9 protein-coding genes and 1 pseudogene are annotated in these 20,384 nt (G+C 57.1%); 1 reads left to right on the top strand and 9 read right to left on the bottom strand.

Features of this window, described 5'->3' with window-relative positions; all coding sequences use genetic code 11:
* Window positions 1–71: 71 nt before the first annotated feature.
* The 9 genes from CRI93_RS10825 to CRI93_RS10785 form a co-directional block, all read right to left on the bottom strand.
* Window positions 72–2,174 (bottom strand): hypothetical protein, encoded by a 2,103-nt coding sequence (locus tag CRI93_RS10825; RefSeq protein WP_098062659.1) that lies wholly within the window; start codon window positions 2,172–2,174, stop codon window positions 72–74.
* A gap of 482 nt (window positions 2,175–2,656) precedes the next feature.
* Window positions 2,657–4,129: a RagB/SusD family nutrient uptake outer membrane protein gene (locus CRI93_RS10820; RefSeq protein WP_141491672.1), complete on the bottom strand. Its 1,473-nt coding sequence runs from the start codon at window positions 4,127–4,129 to the stop codon at window positions 2,657–2,659.
* Window positions 4,130–4,242: 113 nt separating this feature from the next.
* The gene (locus CRI93_RS10815) at window positions 4,243–7,050 is read right to left on the bottom strand and encodes a TonB-dependent receptor domain-containing protein (RefSeq protein ID WP_176521833.1); all 2,808 of its coding nucleotides are present in this window, start codon (window positions 7,048–7,050) and stop codon (window positions 4,243–4,245) included.
* Between the two features lie 1,207 nt (window positions 7,051–8,257).
* Window positions 8,258–9,745: a hypothetical protein gene (locus CRI93_RS10810; RefSeq protein ID WP_098062656.1), complete on the bottom strand. Its 1,488-nt coding sequence runs from the start codon at window positions 9,743–9,745 to the stop codon at window positions 8,258–8,260.
* Window positions 9,746–9,903: 158 nt separating this feature from the next.
* Entirely contained in the window at window positions 9,904–12,801 is a 2,898-nt protein-coding gene (locus CRI93_RS10805; protein ID WP_098062655.1) for a carboxypeptidase-like regulatory domain-containing protein, read from the bottom strand.
* A gap of 709 nt (window positions 12,802–13,510) precedes the next feature.
* Complete coding sequence (gene mgtE, locus CRI93_RS10800) at window positions 13,511–14,881, bottom strand: magnesium transporter (protein WP_098062654.1); 1,371 nt, start codon at window positions 14,879–14,881, stop codon at window positions 13,511–13,513.
* A gap of 30 nt (window positions 14,882–14,911) precedes the next feature.
* Window positions 14,912–15,721, bottom strand: a complete 810-nt coding sequence (gene rsmA / locus CRI93_RS10795) for a 16S rRNA (adenine(1518)-N(6)/adenine(1519)-N(6))-dimethyltransferase RsmA (protein ID WP_098062653.1) — start codon at window positions 15,719–15,721, stop codon at window positions 14,912–14,914.
* A gap of 57 nt (window positions 15,722–15,778) precedes the next feature.
* Complete coding sequence (locus CRI93_RS10790) at window positions 15,779–16,891, bottom strand: vWA domain-containing protein (RefSeq protein ID WP_098062652.1); 1,113 nt, start codon at window positions 16,889–16,891, stop codon at window positions 15,779–15,781.
* A 301-nt stretch (window positions 16,892–17,192) separates the two neighbouring features.
* A complete protein-coding gene (locus CRI93_RS10785; protein WP_098062651.1) occupies window positions 17,193–19,622 on the bottom strand; it encodes a TonB family protein in 2,430 nt (809 codons plus the stop codon).
* Between the two features lie 409 nt (window positions 19,623–20,031).
* On the opposite strand from CRI93_RS10785, the pseudogene CRI93_RS10780 reads away from it, so the two are divergent.
* Window positions 20,032–20,384 (top strand): annotated as a pseudogene (locus CRI93_RS10780) (hypothetical protein); the annotation flags it as partial.

The following is a 20,384-nucleotide window of genomic DNA, read 5'->3' as shown; positions in this document are numbered from 1 at the left end:
CCGCAGAGCCGAACACGAACGCAGTGCGGGAATGGGGAATGCGAACCCTTGTATTTCGCTTATCTCATAACCTATTCCTCATCACGTACGACTGAGAGCGTCAGGTCGCGTTCTACAGACGCCCCGCTCACTTCGTCGGTGATGCGCACGGTGAGGGTCACGTTCTCGTTTTCAGCAGCGTCTTCCCATGCTTCCACATCCAGCAAGAACAGTTCGTTTGTGCGACGCTGCGTAGTTTCGTTTGTCGTTGTCGTGGTTGTTTGCAACTCTTCATCACCGCGTACCCACCGCGCCACACCGCCACGCGGCTGCACGCGGTCCACGTTAAGGTCAATCGTGTAGCGCGCCCGGTCATTCTCATCAAACATGAGGTGGTAGACCTCGAAGTAGATGCCGAGGGGCGTGTCTTCATGGACTTCCTCACGCGGATATGGAGGGAGCGCTCTGCCATCTATGTCTTCAGCAAGTGCATCCGGATTCGCCTCCACGAGCTTTACGTCGCTCATTTCAATGGAGGATGCGTCGTTGCTCAACTGCGCGAGCGTGTCGATGCGTGTAGTAGAGCGCCGGAGCAACAGATTCCCTGCAGACTCGGCGTTCTGTCCCAGACGCTGGTCCCACTGCACACCCAGGTGAAATGGGGTCTTATCTGAGCGTATGGCAATCGTTTGTGCAGGAAACCAGTTGCTCTCCACAGACTCCGGCACATGCGCTTGCTTGTTGGCCTGGAGAGCGGTGCGGTGCTCACTATCTTCGAGACGTGTGTTCGCAATGATCCGCGAGGCCCCTGTTATCGACTCCGCATCGACTTCCATGTCTTCGACGTCCAGTGCATCGGTATCGACAGCCGTGCGGGGATCAAGCAGGTCGGCTGGAGCGGTCCAGTAGATTTCGGTGCGTGTGGTGCCATCGTCTTCCAGAAACCGGGCCCACCGCGTCTGTACATCCAGACCGGGATAGCTGGCATCTACGTTCGACTGCGCAGCGCCTACCGTTTCGCGGCGTATACGCTTCAGCCGATGGTCTTCCATCGTATTGCGCTGGTTCACCTTCGTCGCCTGTTCACCCGGTGTTGCGAAATTAATACCGCCGCCTGTGTTGTAATACGCAATGTAGTTTTCAACTTCGGCGTAGCGGCCCATATACCGCGGATTATACACCGAGAGCTGGCGCAGCGCCACCTCCATGCTGCGCAGATAGGCATAGGTGTTTGTGCTACGTCCGGTAAAATTGCGTCGGATGTGCCGTGGAATCATATCAGTTACGGTACCAAGCTCGTACGTATCTCCTTCATCAGACTCCAGGAAAAGGAAATGGGCTTCGGTGCCTAATTCGTCGTATTCCCAGTAGATACCAGGCGAAAAGTCGAACGATGTAACGTTAGTCTGGCGCCGAATAATTTCGCGCTGGATGACAGGGTAATCGGCAAACGTCACCTCAAGCGTGATTGGCGGCGGTCCGAGCCGGATGTGTACCCGACCGCGTGCGTCGATGTATTCGTCGTGCATGTATGATGCACGCGCATCCGCAACACGCGAAAGGTGCTCCACGAGTCGCTCGTTCGATGCACTTGCTACGCTCCGGTCTTGCTTGCGCCACCATGCAGCAAGAATCTCACCAGCGGACGCATTGAGCGTTAGGTCGGAGCGGTGACGGATAGTGCGGCTCGGGTCCAGCCCGATGCGACGCTTTACATCATCGGGCAAGACGAATGCAGTTTCGAGCACATGCTGCTGCACAGCTTCACGTATCGGTTCGGGAAACGCACTTGTGCGTCCCGCCCGCTCAATGAGTGTCAAGTAGGTCTGAGCTGCAACGCCCTGATAGTCCAACGTATTGGTCTCAAACGTAGCCCGCACGAATGCATCAGCAGTGAGGCTCCAGGCTGCCGATTCTTCGTCGAGGGTGCGCAGGGTTCGGTGCCAGGTGTGCAGTGCGTTTCGTGCAGTGTGTGCCTCCAGTAGCGATTTCCCCAGCCAGTAGCCGATCGCATTGTGGTCGGGCACCACGTATCCGGCCTCCTGCTGAAATAGAGGGATGAGCAGCTCAATGCTGCTTCCGTAATCGCCGCGCTTTGCCGCCTCAATACCAAGCGTAGCCACCGTGTCATCAATGCGCAGATCAGCCACATTCGTGAGCGGCTCCTGCGCCTGACTGATCTTAGACGGCACCACACATCCAAGGATAACAGCTGCTATCCCTATCTGAAGAAGAGTCGTAACGCGTTGTATCCACTTGTTTCTCATTGTGCTGTCGTTGTTTTGACGGCGCCATCTAATACCAACGCGACGAGTAGAGATGATTCTATCAACTCTTGCGCGCTATACGTAACGATAGGAACGCAAAAAACTTCTTTACGCTGTGTGCACATTTTATATACTCATCGTAGCAAGTCGTTTCGATAACCGATGTCACAAGCTTTTACCCTCAGCCCTTAGCATCGGACAGAAGTGAGTGGTCGGGATCTCTTTGTGGATTCTGCTGAACAGGCATTCTCGCCATCGCTTGGCGAATCAGTATCTTCTACAATTGGGCTTATGCCTCAAACAACAGCGGCCCCCTCCCAGGATATGGGAGCGGGCCGTTGTCTCTCGCAGAACAAGTCTGGAGAAAACCAGATGCTCAGTTTGTGCTGAGCTATGCTATGAAGCGCCAGTTAGGGCAGCTCCGTAGGCAGGTTCGGGTTGTTGTTGCGCTCGGCGAGCGTGATCGGCAGATACCACCAGAGCAGTTCATCTGCGTTTTCGAGATGCCATCCGTGCGTGTCCAGATCAAGCCCGTCAGCATTGAGCCCGTTTTCGGTAGCTCGGCGCTGATCGACCAGACGGATGCCCGTTGTGAACATCTCTTTATCGCGCTCGGTGAAGATGGTGTTCATGCCGTCATAGTCGGCGGACTCCAGTGCCGAAATGCCGTGCGATTCGCGCACTTCGTTTACGAGTGCGAGCGGATCGCCCGAGGCTGCACCGCGCTCGATCGCTTCAGCCTGAATCAGATTCATCTCCTGCCAGGTGATGAAGTCGATGTTGGCTCCCCGAGTAGGGTAGCGTCCCTGCATAGGAAGCACAGGCGCGTCTCCATCGGAGAGATTCACCGGGAAGCGGAGCGGATGTTCAGCATCCCGATTCGCGAGAATGAGGTTCCCGTCATCATCTGTTTCTACGTTACCAGAGTCAATCGTGTAGCCCACGACATCAGGATCGAGCAGCGGAATCCGGCCGGACTCGGCTGCTTCGTAGTCTTCATTCAGATAGTCAGGGCTATAGAAGAACCGGGGCGCCGGCACGGTCTGTGCGCGTCCGACACCGCCTTCCGTATGCCAGTTGTTGGCCTGGTTTCCAGAACGATCAAGATACTGATTCTGGAACGCGGCATCGCCCGGTGCCAGGCCGCTTTCGGCAAGCGTAGCTGCCTGACCAGGGTTATTCCGGAAAAGCGCAATGCGTGCTTTCACCGAGTTGATGACTTTGGTCTGATACTCGGATGCAAACGGAAGCGCGGCATCAAGTTTCTGAATCGCCAGGTTGTACATCTCATCTGACGGAATAAACTCAGAGCGCTCCGGATCAGCGGGGCTCTCGAGGTCCGAAATTACGCCCCCACCGCTACGCTGCGTTTCGCCGAAGTAGGTCGCCCAGTAGTAGCGCGCAAGGCCGCCGTGAAAGTTGCCAGCAAAATTTGCATTGACCCAGCGTGGATCGTCGGTACCGCCAAAGGCGTCTGCGCCAAGCTCTTCGACTCGGCGAAGCAGGTCATCAGCGAGAAAGCGGTACTGGCCCAGGTGGCTCTGCGTACCGTCCACTGAGTTGTTATTCAGTGGGTTGGTGGCTGCCGGAAACGCCTGCATCAGATCGCGGAATGTCGGGAACGTAGCGCCCCCGCCATTGGCTCCGCCAAAGATGAACTGATCAGACATCAGGCTGGCTTGCACCGTAACGTTTTCCTGCACGTTGTTGCCCCGTGCGCGGATGCCATTGATGAGGAACTCGACCTGATCAGGGCTGCTCAGCGCCTCACTACCTGCGCTGTCAATCGGGTCTGTGGTATCCTCCACGATGGAGTCGCAAGCGGTGAGGCTTGCAAGCAACACAAAGGCTGCAAGGAAAGAGAGTAGTCGTATACGTTTCATATCCAAATCGGTTGATACAGAGGAATGCTTGGTCAGTCGACAAGCGCCGGTGCCGTACCGGTTGTACGGCACCGGATTCGCTCATCAGATTTAGGCTTCAGGGTAGAAGCTCTTTAGAAGCCAAGCGTGACACTCACCTGGAATTGACGCGACTGTGGCAGCGTCAGGAAGTCTTGGCCACGAATCAGGCCACGCGATCCGTCAAAGTTCACCTCAGGGTCAGGACCCGAGTACTTGGTGAACGTGAACAGATTGCGGCCTGCGAGTCCCACCGTAAAGTTGTTGATGGGCGTGGTGCCTGTAGCGTTCTGCAGCAACTCCGTGAAGTTGTAGCGGATCGAGACTTCGCGCAGCTTGAGCCAGTCGGCGTCTTCGAGGAAGTTCGCATCGAAGTTCGTGTTCGTACGAGCGTAGCGTTCAGCTACGTCGATGTACTCAGCCGAGCCCGGCGTAAGCTGATCCAACTGAGCTGCAAGCTCATTTCGGATCGGATAGCCACCCGTACCGGCGCCAAATCCTGCGGTGCTATTCAGCACCTGATGTCCTGTAGCGTATTCAGCGAACGCGCTAAGACTCAGGTTTTGGAACAGCGTCGCGTTGAGGCGAACGCCGCCGGAGTGCTTCGGAATCGGCTGACCAAGCTCTTGACGCTCCCCAACTTCCGGCCCCAGGTACTCGCCGTCGTCGTTGAAGCGGGCGCCCACAATGGGAGGCAGGAAGAAGGCCTGACGGGGTAGTCCCGGCTTAAGAACATTGGCGTTGAATCCGCCAAAGATCTCTTCGCGGTTCGGTCCCAGATCCTGGACTTCCGTCCACTGGTAGCCATACGTCACGTTCAGGTCGACGCGAGCCGTTTCCGAAAGGATCGGTGTAAGACCCAGCGTCAGTTCCACACCCTGGCTTTCAATGCTTCCTACGTTTGAAGGAAGCGCCTGGAAGCCAAAGCCTGTGGAGGATGCCAGCGGGGCATCAATGATTGAGTCATTGGCCCAATTGTACCAGTACGTTCCCTGGAAGGAGTACCGGTCCTGAAAGTCGGCATCAATGCCGAGTTCCATTTCGCGCACCCGTTCCGGTACAATGTCCGGGTTCCCAACAGTACTAATTGACGCACCTGCACCAAAGTCGGCTACCGTGGCAGCAAAGCGCAGCGGTTCGCCATCCAGCACACCGGGAAGTTGACCGGTTTCGCCGTAGGCCGCACGCACAGCCAGGTAGCTCAACGTGCTGGGCACAAAGTCGAAGTTCGAGAGCGTCACCGAACCGGTCACACTCGGGTAGAACACGTCCGAAACGTTGGCACCGAGCGCAGTCGACACATCGCGACGCAGCATACCCGTTAGCGTATACGTATCATCGTACACAAGCTCTTGCTGTACGAAGAGACCGCTGCTACGTACATTCGTGAGCCCCTCTCCAATGTCGAAGAGCTCATCACCCGCACCAATGTCGGTGATCAACTGGTTCCCGAATCCGCGTGTCGTACTGAACGATGTACGACGCGTGACGTCGGTGTACTGCCCGCCAACAAGCGTCGTCGCTTGCAGGTCCGGCACAATACCGTAGCTATAGGTGGCCTGGGCATCGAAGTTGTAGTTGTCATTCTGACGAATGAAGATATTGCGCTCACCATCGGTGCCGATACCAGAGTATACGAACCCGGGCGGACGGGTGCGATCCTGGCGGCGTGCCGAGCTATCGAATCCACCTGTCGCCTGCAGCGACAGATTTTCAATCGGTGACCACGTAGCACGCAGCGAACCGTTGAAGCGGTTCACTTTCTGCACATCGTTCAGATTCGCAATGGCCAGACTGTCGGTAAAGTTGTAAGACACGGGAAGCAACAACGTATTTCCGAGCCATCCCTGCACGTTATTATCGTTATCGGGACGTTGGAGGGCATTCAGCGTGTAGCCTGTGCTGGCCCGGATCGAGAAGTCATCGCTCGGGAACGCTTCGAAGTTGGCCCGCATGTTCGTGCGCTCTCCTTCGTTATTCGCGATGGCGCCTTCGTTAATACGGTGGTTGATGGACGCATAGAAGCGCGCAAACTCTGCACCACCGGAAACAGCCACTTGATGATCCTGCAGTGCCCCTGTTTCAAAGAGCGCATTCGCATCATCTGCCGTCACATGGTTACGGTCGGAGTACTCACGGTTCTGCTCACTCCATCCGGCGGTACCACGGTACTCAACGTTGACAGTCGGTTCGTTCGAGAAGGAGCCCGTCTTGGTTGTGATGAGCACCACGCCGTTCGAGCCATCCGTTCCGTAGATCGCCGCGCCAGCAGGTCCACGAATGATGTCGATGTTGGCAATGTCGGACGGGTTGAGGTCGGCCAGTGGCGAAGTGCCCTGCCCCCCTGCTCCAAACCCAACAACCTCTTGATTGTCGACACGCGTACCATCAATGTAGATCGCAGGCTGGCCGTCGCCGCCCAGTCCGCCACCGCCACGAATGTTAAAGCGAATGCCGCTTCCGATATTTCCGGAGGAGGCACTGGCGCTTACGCCTGCAACGTTACCGCTAATCAGCTGCGACACATTGTCGAAGCTGGCATTTTCAGCGATATCGTCGGCGTTAACACGTCCCACCGAAACCTGACTGCGGCTTCGATCCTGGCTGAGGCCAAGACCGGTAACCGTAACCTGACCCAGTTGCTCAGCAGACACTTCGAGCGTAAAGTCGGCGGTGACCGTCTCTCCGGCAGTTACTTCTACATCGCGTTCAATGGGGCTGTACCCTACGAAGGTAACCGAAAGCGTGTAGGTACCGGGTTCAACGCTAACTGTATATTCTCCGTTAGCATCGGTAGCAGCACCAACACCAATGGATGGAATCTGCACCGTGGCGCCGGGGAGCGGTTCGTCTGTTTCACCGTCCGTCACCGTACCGGTGATGGTTCCATCCTGTGCAAACACGAGCCCGGGTGCCAATAAAAGCACTGCAAACCCGCACAGGAGCCTTGTAACTATTTTTTTCATGATGTAAAAATCCTCTATCTAACCGAAAAACGATGGATACGCAGCCGTTGACGCTGCGGGATACAAACACAAGATTCGCAGGCCCTACAGAACGCCGGGGCAAAAATGCCAGGGCTTATTCTGATCACCTGATGCCTCCTGTGCAAGCACGTGGGGCTTTCTTTAGTAACATCCGGGGGTGTATCGCGACGGCCGCGCCGCTTACGATAATTGGGGGAATATGTGTCTCGCAACGCACATGCAGCCATCACTCAAGCCATCATGCATCACGAGGACACAACCAATTACCGTTTGCAGCTTGCCATCCTTGGTGGTAGGAAACCGGATCAGCCCCCTATCACAATATCGTGCACAACGTCACACACGGTGCTTCAGTACGCAGACACACGACATAGCAGACTGTGCTTTGACTGAAGCGATTATGTGTAGTGACGTACCAGCACTGACCGATGTAGCCTCCTGCTCGTAAGCCAGTATAGCTTCAACAGGAAATAAGTCTGATGCCGGTACTATGTACGTTGCAGTGCACATGTATCTCGTTACAGGAAAAACCAACTACTACTTACAGCAACTTGCGTTTCCTGTAAAATCACAAGCACAATACTTTGATGTAATCGTAGTGTTGTGCACATGTGACCCTCATGCTAAGAAGCAATGCACTCGTTGTCAAGGATTGGTGCGAGTCTACTCTTAGACTAAGGGGGGCGTATACATGCTTTCACGTTTACCAAGCATTTAGTTCACGCTCAATTCTTTTTTTGGGATACGGTTGCTTATCTTCAGTAGTGATTAGAAGGTTAGTGATCGCTGCAGCCCTCATCCGCAGGTCATGCTTGTCGTGCTCCTGAAGGAGGCAGAACTCCGCGACACGATAACGAGGGTGAGGCCCAACTGCATATGTCGTCACCGTAATGTTGCAACCGGATTTGGTGCCATTCCAGCCCCGCTCTCCCAATAATAATCTTTCCTGGGGTGAACGGTCCCCCCTTCGCTCCCGTCAGCCCTGCCGGAGACATCCGCGCCGGAAGCGTTCGGAGCAAGTTCTCTGGCTTAGGCCAGGATAGCCAACAAAAAAGCAGGGCGACCTCCTAAATAGTGGAGGCCGCCCTGCTGCGATACGTGGTGCGTATGCGTCAGTCTGTGGTTAGAAGTTCGGGTTCGGCTCCGTCTCAGCTCGTGTGAGCTGCAACCACTGCGCCGTCTGCTGGCCGCCCACCTGATCCTTCAGGTGCCACTCGACCACATCCATTCGGCGCTGGTCGGGAAGACGGTGGCCCGTGGCGAACAGCGTACGGTCCCGCTCAACAGCGAGCCGCTCCAGATCGATATCGCTGAGGCTGCTGAGTCCGTAGCTGTCCCGGACGGTGTTTACCAGCGCAAGGGCTGACTCGCCCCCCGCATCAAAGCCGCGCAGTTCGAGCTCGGCACGGATCAGGAAAAGCTCCTGCCAGCTAACGAAGGGCATGTTGGTGCGCTGCTCCCATTTGCCCTGGCCCCATTCGATGATATCTTCTCCCTCGTCGCCAATAAGATCACCAATAGGATCGGCGTCACCATTGGGCTGCCAGGCATCAAAAATCGTAGGGAAGAGATCGTCTCCCAAAGCCTCGCTCTGCAGGTTTTCCGGGAGCGCGCCGAATCCGCCAAGGGTTGTCCCACCATTGTTGATGATTGTGAGCGGAATCCGGTTCAACTCGTCTGGATTGTTGGCAACCGTCTCAATGTGGCTTCGGGCCACCAGTTCGCCAGTGTCTTCGTCAGCCACGCGGTAACTCTGTGAGGGGTCTGGAGAGCGCGTCGCGAGTTGGTTGAAATTCCCGTCCTGCACAGCCAGCTGCAGGCGTCCGGCTCCGGCCTGAAAGTGGTAGTCATTCCCCGTATTCAGGTCATAGGCTACGTCCCACGACTCACCCTGCTGAAGTCCTTGGCGGGCATACTCAGCTGCCGCTTCAAGCGCTTCTTGCCCCTGGAAGCCGCCCGAATCTTGGAAGTCATGGGTTCCAGCATAAAGCGCTGCCCGTGCGCGGGCCGACTGGATCTGGCGCTGTTGCAGCCCACTCTCCAGGGCCTCTGCCTCTGCCAAGGCCGCAGCGTACTTGTCGTCAGCCTGCTGGTAAAGCTCAGGCGATGGGATGAACGCGGAGGTATCAATTGTGGCTCCGCCCCGGCGCGGGTCATCCGGGTGCCCAAAGTACGTGGCAAGGTAGTATCGGGCGTTTGCGCCGTGAACGTTGGCAACAAGGCGAACCTGTTCTTCCGAAGCCGTAGCTGACGGATCCGACAGGTCAAACCGCTCGTCTTCTTCCACACGACGAAGCAGGTCGTCCGCCAAGAACCGGTATTCCTGAAGGTCATTCAGTGCGCCGGTGATGCTGTTGTTATCGTCTGCAATGATACCCGCATCAAGCTGAGCAAACGTCGGGAAGGTTGCATCCCCATTGATCCCGAAGCGAAACTCGTCGGAGAGTCCGTCGGCAAGATCCGTTACGCCGGAATGCGAATCAGCCCACTGGGCTTGGACCCCTGTAATTAGAAACTCAGCCTCAGCCGGATCACTAAACTGATCGCTTCCCGCCTCGTCAACCGGCTGGTCAACGTTTGCAACAAATGAGTCGCAAGCTGCAAACGTCACAGCGAGGACTAAAACGGCACCGAGTGCCGAAAGTCGTTTAAGTGTAGTTCGGTAACTACTCATAGGTCAATTCAAGCTATGCGTTAAAAACATGGAGGTAAGTGGTGGATCAGGAAACGGGGAGTGGGGCTGTCTCTCCCACTCCCCATGCGGTTGACTTAGATGCCAACCTGAAGGGTGAACGTGTACTCTCGCGGATTCTGAAGCGTGAGAAAGTCCTGTCCACGCGTCACACCTCGCGAGCCACTGAAGTTGACTTCCGGGTCGGGGCCAATATCGTAGCTCGTGATCGTAAAGAGATTCGATGCCGAAAACCCAAGCGTGAAGCTTCGGACCTGGTCCGTTCCGGTTACCGAACTGAGCAGGTCGGATGCGTCGTACCGCACGCCAACGGAGCGGAGCTTCAGGAAGTCAGCATCTTGCAGGAAGTTGTCAATTTCGCCACTTCCCGCGCCGGGATTGGTTCGAGCCAGGCTATTGGCCACTGAACGGTACTCCTCGGTGCCGGGCTGGAGTCCAGAAAGCTCTTGAGCGAGCTCATTCCGCTGCGCGTTAGCACCAATCAGCGTCAGGAAGCGCGCTGTGCTTCCGTATGTCTGATGCCCCAACTGGTACTCGGCCTGCGCATTAATCTGCAGGTCCTCAAAGAAGGTTGCCGAGAGCCCAAATCCACCGAAGTGGTCAGGCACCGGGTTCCCAAGCTCAACGTTTTCGTCACCGATGTCGGGCCCAAGGTACGTTCCGTCATCAGCAAACAACGCTCCGTTCACTCTGGGGCCGTAGAAGCTAAAGGGTGCGAGACCTTCCCGAATCACGTTGCGCTGGAAGCCTCCGAAGATGGTTTCGCCACCGAGTTCGCGCACTTCTCGGTCTCGGTAGCTGTAGTTTGCGTTGAGATTGAGCGAGTGCTGTTCGGTCTGCAGCACCGTCACGCCAAGATCCATCTCAATGCCCTGTGCAAAGATCTCACCGACGTTGCGGGGCACGGTCTGGTTGCCGAACCCGGTCGACGGAGCGACCTGGAAGTTTACGATCGAGTCTTCCGTGTTTTGGCGGTAGTAGGTGAACGAGAAGGAGTACCGCTCATTGATGCCGAGGTCGAAGCCTCCTTCAATCTCATTCACCTGCTCCAGGCTTAGGTCTGGGTTTCCAACGTTACCAATCGTTGCGCCCGTTCCAAAGCCACTGGACTGTCCATTAAGGCGCACCAGTTCGCCGTCAACCAAGTTGGGCAGCGAGCCGGACTGTCCCCAGGAAGCACGCACGTTGAGGCGGCTCACGATGTCGGGGAGGAAATCGCCAATCTGGGCGGATGCGCGGGCTGCCGGATACCACTCCTTAAACGAGCCCGTTTCTCCGCCAACGAGGCGTGTAGACCAGTCGCGGCGGACGGAGAACTCAAGCGAGTAGCGGTCCAGGAATTCGAGCTGCTGGCGTCCGATGATTCCAGCGCTGCGCTCATTCGAAAGCCCCTCGCCGATCGCATCGAGCTGCGTGCCTGCGCCAATGTCGGTAATCAAGTCTGTTCCGATTTCCGAAGACGTGGCATTTACGAACCGGTCCGACTCCGTGAATAGCTGACTACCAGCCGTCGTCGTGGCACTCACATTAGACGTGAGGTCATAATCGTACGTGGCTGTGAGGTCAGCGTTAAAGCGGCGCCGGTCGGAGTCGAGCGCATTTCGCTCTCCTCCAGAGGACGGATAAATACCTGCGTACTGGTTCGGCCACGTCTGGTCATTGCGGCGGGCCGTAATGTCGGCTCCGCCCTGAGCGCGAAGCGTGAGCCCCGAAAGAGCTTCAGGATTGTAGGTAAGCTGCACCGACTGCTGAAACTTACGGACTCGCTGCTGGTCATCGATCGCGAAGAATGCTGAGCTGTCCCGCTCCGTGAAAGCACCAAACGGTGCATCCAGCGCAAGCGCTCCAAGCACTCCAAAAATGTTGTTATCCGATTGGGGGCGGGTGTAGTAATTGAACGCCAGCGTAGAGCGACTGCTCACCGTAAACGACTCAGTTGGTCGTGCCTCGATGTTAGCATTGAGGTTGTTGCGCTGTCCCTCTCCCGTCGGAAAGATGCTTTCCGTGTCTCGGTGCGAGTAGGCGAGCCGGTAATTGACGTCCTCAAAGGATCCCGAAACGTTCACCCGGTGTCCCTGAATGGCCCCTCTACGATGAATGTCATTGAGGCGGTCTGCGGTCGGGTAAATCTCGTCGTTATAGTCTTTCTGTTTTACCGCCGACCCCAGGGTGCCTTGATAACCCACCTGGAGGTCTTGACCTTGCTGTCCGCTCTTCGTCTCGATCAGCACGACGCCATCGGTGCCATCGGTGCCATACAGCGACGTAGCGGCCGGACCTTTCAATATGTTGATCGACTCGATATTATTCGGGTCAAGGTCTGCCAAGGGCGATCCTGTTGGCTGGCCCCCGACGCCAAATCCAGTTGCTGGATCCTGTGCGATACGCGTGCCATCAACAAAGATGAGTGGCTGGCCATCGCTGTTCAGGCTTACACCGCCTCGTACATCGAAGCGCAGTCCCGCACCCACGTTGCCAGACGAACGAGATATCGTAACCCCGGAGGTTCGGCCCTGCAGGAGATCGGTTACGTTCTCGAACTCCGATGTTTCGCTAAGCTCTCCCGCATCAATGCTGGACACGGACACGTTTGCCTCGCCTCGGGTCTGTTCTACGCCGAGTCCTGTTACGACGACCTCTTCGAGCTGAGCGGCGTCGGGAAGCAGTTCAACATCCAACTCCGTAACCGATCCGGCTTCAACTTGCACAGAGGTTCGTTCCACTTGGTATCCGATGAAGCTGACTCGAACCTCATATTCGCCAACCGGAACGTCTTCAAGCGTATACGTTCCGTCGACTCCAGAAGCAACACCGACTCCGAGTTCGGATATTTCGATGTTTGCTCCGGGAAGGGCCTCTCCGGTCTCTCCATCTGTTACCGTACCACTAATGGTTCCCTCCTGCGCAAACACAAGCCCGGGTGCTAAAAGTAGCACCGCAAGCCCGCACAGGAGCCGTGTAGCTAATGTGTTCATGGCTCCGTTTTCTATCTGACAAAAAATGGGTGAGCAGTAACGGGTTGTCTACTGTCCATGAGCACCGTGACACCAAAAACGCGAAAGCATACATGCAGAAGCCCCGCTTCGCTACTTTCTTCTGGATTGCTCTTTCCACACGGTTCCTGGTGATGTCCTCTCTCACCTTACTACGGAGAGGATCTTATCTTGCCATGGTTGAGCCAGCACAGGGCCCAACGTGCCTCGGCAATGTCACACTGAAACAGTACAACATGATATACTGGCACAGGCGAAGAGTATGGGCAATCGACAGCCCAATTTGACTATGCAACGAAGTGTAGGGGCGCGTTTCATCCGTAGTTATGTCCCAATTGCTTCGTCACTAATCCAGATCCTGTATATTTTCTTCAGGACGACTGGGCTACGATGCTGGGATACTTCAACGTTATGGAAGTATTGCGCTCATGCGACAGTTACGTTAAGAGGTGATACGTACGTTTTCAAGTCAATGACCTGCTGAAACCGGCAACATAACGGGGAAAACCGACTATTTCCATTTCCTTAACAGAATAATTGGGACTACAGATTGAGAAGCTCCCGTCGCTGGATTCTTTTCTCCCAATGAAAACGGCACGCCAAGTTTTGCTAAGCCAAGTAACGCTGGCTGGTCCGAAGCTCAAGTACCCTGCACATGCTTCTTTCTTTTGTGTCGGGATGAGATGCTTGCTCACAGGTAAATAAGCGTCGCATACATGAAGTAGATGCTCAGCCCAATGATGTCGTTTAGCGTGGTAACAAACGGCCCCATTGCACTGGCAGGGTCAATGCCGAGCCATTTCAGGGCGAACGGCACCAGTGCACCGTTCGTGGTCGCTACCAGAATCACGGTAAGCATGGTTGAGGCCAAGGTAGCAATCAGAAGCTGCACATGGCCCACATTCAGCACAGCAACCGCGCTGCAGAGAAGCAGAGACAAGACGATTCCGTTAAGAAGCGCAACACCCATCTCTTTCAGGATACGCCGTCCCAGGTCATCCATCCAGATGTCGCCCGAAGAAAGCCCTTGTACAGCAATGGCAGCGCTTTGCACTGCGACGTTACCTCCCATGGCTGTTACGATGGGTATGAAAGTGGCCAGTACCACCGCTTGCTCCAGAGCAACCTCGAATCCACCGATCACAGACCCCGAAAGCCCGGCGCCAAACAGCCCCACGAGCAACCAGGGGAGCCGCCCCCGGCTCACGGCCCACACGGTGTCGTCGGGCTGCTCGATGCCCGAGCCCCCGCTCATGATCTGAATATCTTCTTCGGCCTCCTCCCGAATCACATCGACGACATCGTCAATGGTTATCCGCCCGACCATTCCGCCGGTGGCATCGACCACGGGGAGCGATACCAGGTCGTAGCGCTCCATGATGCGCGCAACCTCTTCGCGGTCCATGTCTGTGCCTACAGTGATGACGTCGCGGTCCATGACTGTGCGCACGGGGCGGTCAGCGGGCGCCAGCATCAGGTCTTTGAGGGAGACGACGCCTTCGAGCTGGTCGTTGGCTCCTACCACGAACACCGCGTAGATGTCGTCAATGTCAGAGGCATGTTGACGCACAGCTTCGATGACGTGTTCGAGCGTCCATTCGGGCGGAACGGACACGAACTCGCGTGCCATGATGCCGCCTGCGCTCTCCTCGTCGTACTCCAGCAGCGCGGCAACGTCGTGGGTGTCGGCCAGGTCGGGCAAGACGTGCAGCGCCTGGGCGTCGCTCATATCGCTGAGCACATCGGCGGCGTCGTCGGTGTCGAGCGCATCGATAAGACGTCGCAGACGCTCGGGCTGCAGGGTGTGGAGCAGGTCGCGACGCTGGCTGTCGCTCAGCTCCAGCAAGATCTCACTGGCCTGCGCGTCAGGGAGCCAGCTAAACGCGGTGTGAGACTGCTCGGTAGGCAGACGCGCCATGAGCAGGGCCAGGTCGGCAGGATGCAAGTCGGCCGCCAGGTTCAACACCATGCCGCGCTGCCCCGCTTCCACAAGTACAGAAACGTCGTCGACAAGCTGGGCGTCAAGGTCGAGTACGCCGGGGCGCTGCAGAGAGTCGGGCATGGCACACGGAACCAGGTAGACGGGGAGCGGTCATTCAGTGGCGGAGCGCGGAGCGGCCTGTTCATCCAAATACGCCGCCAGATCGATGTATGTACTGGGCGATAGGGCTTCAGCGCGGCGGCGGCCCCAGTCGTTCGGAAGCGTCAGATCCTGGTCCTTCGTCCACAGGCTCAAGCTGTTACGCAGCATCTTACGACGCTGGTTGAAGGCCGCCCGCACAAGCGTGCGCATCCAGTCGAAGTCGACCTCGGGCTCGTCGTCAACCGCGTAGGTGCAGCGCACGGCGGCGCTTGTCACGTTCGGCTGCGGCGTAAACACATGACGCGAGACGCTGAACAGGTACTCGGGGTTGGCATACAGCTGCATGAGTACGCTGAGGATGCCGTAGGCTTTTGTGCGGGGCTTGGCTACCAGACGCTCAGCCACCTCTTTCTGCATCGTAAGCACCGCTTCCTGCACGACGGATCGCGCATCCAGCAGAACAAATAAGATTTGGCTCGTCAGATAGTACGGCGTGTTGCTAATGACGTACAGCGGGCCGCCTTTCTCTTCGGCCAGCGCGGCCCAGTTTGCTTCCAGCGCATCAGTTTCGCGGACATCTACAGCGGGTAGATGTTCGTTCAGATACGCGACGGCTCGCTGGTCGATTTCAAGTGCGGTAAAGGTGTCGTAGCGCTCGTTCAGCAATCCTGTTAGCGCCCCGGTGCCCGGCCCAATCTCAACGACGTGGGCATCGGGCGGCGCCTGCAACGCCCCGACAATCTTGCGAATCATGTTCGGGTCGTGCATAAAGTTCTGCCCGAGACTTTGCTTCGGGCGAAATGGGGCGCGCTCGGCCATAGGCTAAACGAGTGGATACGTAAAACAGAACCAATAGAAACCGTGCAGTTGCTTGTGCTATCGCACATGCGTGCGGCGATTGCGCACGTAGTCTTCGAAGAGAAACGAGCCCAGATCGTCGAGCGAGGCGTAGTAGGCGCGACCGTGGTTCGTTTCTGTTAGGTCGCGCACGAAGTCTTGCAACTGGGGGTTGCGCGCCAGCATAAATGTGGTGATGGTAATGCCCTCGCGGCGGCACATCATACCCTGATCGAGCACCTTGTTCACAATGCGGCGGTCGAGCCCATACGCGTTGCGATACATGCGTCCGTTTTCGATGTGGCAGCTGGGCTTGCCATCCGTGATCATAAAGATCTGCTTGTTGCGGTTTTTACGGCGGTGCAGAATATCGCGAGCACGCTGCAAGCCGGCGCGCGTGTTAGTGTAGTAGGGCCCCACTTCCAGATACGGCAGGTCTTTCAGGTCGACCTCCCACGCCTCGTTTCCAAACGCCACAATGTCGAGTGTGTCGTCGGGATAGCGCGTCTTGATAAGCTCGGCCAGCGCCAGTGCGGTCTTTCGGGCAGGCGTAATGCGATCTTCCCCGTACAGCACCATCGAGTGCGACAGGTCGATCATGAGCACCGTAGCCATCGTGGATCGATGGTCGGTTTCGTGCACACGGAAGTCGTCCTCGCTCAGGTGCCAGTCGGATCCAATGCCGCTGCGCCGAAACGCATTCGAGAGCGTGCCCGTCACGTCGAGCCGGTTGATGCTATCGCCAAAGGCCCAGCGCCGCGTCTCGGGCAGCCGCTCGTCGCCTTGCCCCGCATAGGGCGTACGATGTGTGCCGCGCCCGTCTTTCTGCAGGTTGTCAAAGATCCGATCCAGGGCTCGTTCACGCAACGCCCGCTCGGTGCGGGCCGTAATCTGAATGGACTGCCCCTTCTCGCCTTCCTGGAGATACCCACGGCGCTTCAGCTCTTCAATGAAGTCGCCAATCCCCTCATCATGGCCTTCGGTCAGGTCGTACTGCTCATCGAGCTGTGTAAGCCACTCCAGCGCCTCGTTGGCATCGCCCGCAGTGTGTTGCAGCAGCTCCTGAAAGAGCTCGTTGAGCTGCTCGAACAGCGGACGCTGATCGCCGTGGCGCGCCTCGTCCCACGCGGTATACTCAAAAGAAAAAGCCATGCGTCCGTCGGGTTGGTAGCAAAAGAACACGACACAGAGCTTCAACGCTTCAGGTAAGGGCGGTGTTCAGGGGATACCAAGCGCATGATGCTGCGGTGCACACACCCTCGCATCCCCAAGACGCACCGTGTTTCTGAAAGAACGATGGAGCCCGCGTACAGCCCGGGTACATGCATGACAATCGAACGCCCGCCCTGACACACAAGGTCAGAGCGGGCGCACGGTGTGTCGTATCAACCTGCTGTAGGCTGTTCCAGCTTAAAACTGAGCTCCGGGGAAATCGGAGCCGAAATATCGTTTATCAGTCACCGCTCAAGCTAAACTGTACCCACACTGTGGTACGCGAGGCAACAGCGCGTCCGCTTACCTGGGCCGGTTCAAACTCCGCCTCGCGCACAACGCGAAGCGCCTCGCGGTCGCATCCGTACCCGATGCCGCGAATCAGTTCGGCTTCGCGCACGCTACCGTCAGCATTGACGACTGCCTGCACATACACGCGGCCTTCTACTCCTCGACGAGCCGCACGCTCCGGATACGACGCGTTCTGCGTAAGCGCAGCCAAGCCGCCAACGGGGGCGGGTTCTTGATCAACGACTGTGTAAATGCGCTCCCCCGTCTCTTCGTCTTCTTCGCTGCGCTGCTCCTCGCGCTGCTGGCGCTGGGCGGCCATCTGCATCTCCTCGTACTCGCTCTGTGCACGCTGCAGACGCTCTACGACCTCGTCGCTATCCGGGTTAATCTCGTAGGCCTGACGATAGAGCGAGATGGCTTCCTCGTAGTTGCCTTCTTGCAGGGCGTTGTCAGCCTGCGTACGCAGCTGATCGAAGCGTTCATCTTGCTGCTGCTGCTCGGCCAGTAGCTCCTCGTTCTGGCTCATCATTTCTTGCAGCTCTGCATTATCCGGGTTGAGCTGCACGGCCTGTTCCAGAGCATCCTGGGCATCAGCATAGTTCGAGGTTTGCATGAGACGCTCAGCCCGGTCGATCAGGTTCTGGAACTCTTCCTCACTCTCCTGCTCTTCGAGCTCTGCATTGATCGTTTCAATGCGTTGTTCGGCATACGGGTCACTCGACCGGTATTCCAGCGCATCCTGGTAGCTACCACGTGCGGCGAGCAGGTTGCCTTGTTCATACTGACGCTCCCCTTCCTCAATGAAGAAGTCGTAGAGCTCCTGCGGCCCGAGCCCGCCGTCTCCTCCGCCCGACGATCCGGCTCGTTCACGTAGCATGGCGCGCTGCTGCTCCTGAATAGCAGCGATGCGCCCTTCGGCCTCTTCGGTGCGTGCGCTGTCTGGGCTCAGATCGACCGCGTTGTAATACGCTGCCAGTGCCTGTCCGTACAGCGTGTTGGCTTCTTCGTAATTGTTGTTCTCATAAAAGTTATTGGCTCGTTCCGACAGCTCTTCGCCACGCTCCACCTGTTCCACATAGCGCGCTTCGGCACTTTGGGCCTGCTCCTCGCTGATGCTACGGAGCTGGTCAAGGACGTACTCGTCTTCTGGACGTACTTGCAGAGCCTGGTTGTAGAAGCTCTCCGCTTCATTGTATTCACCTTCGCCATACAACGAGTCAGCCTGGGCACGGTAGTCCGCGTACGTACCGGCGGGTCCTGAGTCCCCTGAGGCAAACCAAAGGCCTCCGCCAATGCCTAACAGCAACAGCGGAATCCCGACCAGTAGCACCGTCGACAGCGACGACTTCTCCTCGGGAGTACGCTGCGCACGGGCCGGTCGGTCGCCACTGGCCGTGGTCAGTACTTCGATTTCGTCGTCTTCATCTGCATCGCCTGCTTCACCGTCAGCGCTTTCCTCATCTTCGACCGAGATGATCGCGTAGGCGGCCTCGGTGCTGTCGTACCGCTCTGACGACTCTTCGAGCGCGTTGCGCAACGCATCAACCGACTGCAGGCGCTTTGATGGATCGACAACCAACGCCTCAATAAGCGCCTCGCGCACGCCGGGCGAGAACGATACTGCGGCGTCTTCAAGCAAGGCGTGCAGGGGGTCGTCTCCTTCGAGGCGTTCGCTCGCCTCGGGCATCACCTCCCCTGTCACCATAGTGCAGATCGTTGCCGCTGCTGCGTACACATCAGTCCACGGCCCCTGATTGGCGCGAGGCGTGTACTGCTCGATAGCACTGTACCCGGGCTGGCGAATCTGATCGAGCTTGTCCGCTGAACGAGCAAGCTGAATCTGCGCGCCGCGGAAGTCCGTCAGCAGCACATCGCCGCCTTCAAGCAGCCGCACGGTCTCGGGGGAGACCCCGCCGTGGTAGAGGCCCGCTTCATGGGCCACATGTAGTGCCTCTAAGATGGGCACCATGATCATCAGCGCCGCCTTCTCTGAGAGCTGCCCCTTGCTGGCAAGCCCCTTTGCAAGCGTTGTACTGGCCTGGTTTGGGCGTGCCCGGTAACATGTACCGTTGGCCTCGAACACATCCAACTGGGCAGGAAGAGCATCATGCTCCAACCCGGCGAGCACCTCCGACTCTTTGCGGAAGTACCCAAGCCCCGACTCGAACAGCGACTCGGCTTCTTCTCCACCCGTCACTTCGATGGAGGTCTTGCCCGATTCGCGCTTCGCCACGTCAACCGGAAAATACTCGCGGATGACGAACGGCTCCTTCGAGTCTACGTCTTGCCCTAAGTACCTGATGTCAAAGGGTCCAGGATCGCCAAGCGTACGCTTGATCGAATACTTTTTATTGAGAACGGTGAGCGGAGCCAGCTCCATAGCGTGCGCTCGAATGCATGAAAAGGGCGGCGAGTGCAGTGGGCGAGGGGGCAGCAACCGGTTTCAGCGGGGATGATGTGATGCTGTGTGCCCTGCGCCACTCGTTTACGGCTTTCTCATAATACAGGATCGCCCAACGTGATGCAAGACGGCAGGTTTCTTTTTTGTAACACTCCTCCAGAAACCCAGCATTCGTCGTGTGATGCGCCTCGTGTTTGCATCGGCGGGTAGTGCGCTTCGCAGTGCCGTGAACTGGGTAAGACGTCTCCAGAATACAACGGCTCTGAGAACGGGTTGTGCCATAGGCTGAAGGCCATACAAGCGGGTTAAAACAGAAACAGCAGAGGCAGTTTGCCAGTCACGAATGGGTCTTCACACTCATCCGACCGGCGCTGCTCCCTCTGCTGTTATGACCGAATCCACCCCGAATACCGACGAGTTGTTCCTGATTCTCTACTGCATCATCGATGATCTCTATCTGGAAGTGGCCCCCGATGAGGTCCGGTTCCGGAACGGAACCGGTCGTATGAAGATGACAGACGCGGAGATTATTACGCTCTCGATTATGCAAGAAGGGCATTCGAATGACTCGGAGCTCAGTTTCCACCGCGTGGTTCAAAAGGACTACCGTCACTTGTTTCCCTGCTTGATCAGTCGCTCACGCTATCACCGAAGACGCAAAGCGTTGATGGGTATTCAGCGCGAGATGCTTCGTCTTCTGATGAACCGGCTGCGGCGGCTGGCGATGTGGCTGGCCTTGGA

It is taken from the genome of Longimonas halophila (assembly GCF_002554705.1).
GTDB classification, from domain to species: domain Bacteria; phylum Bacteroidota; class Rhodothermia; order Rhodothermales; family Salinibacteraceae; genus Longimonas; species Longimonas halophila.
The sequence above is the reverse complement of the archived record's forward strand: the minus strand, read 5'-3'. Positions and strand labels throughout refer to the sequence as shown.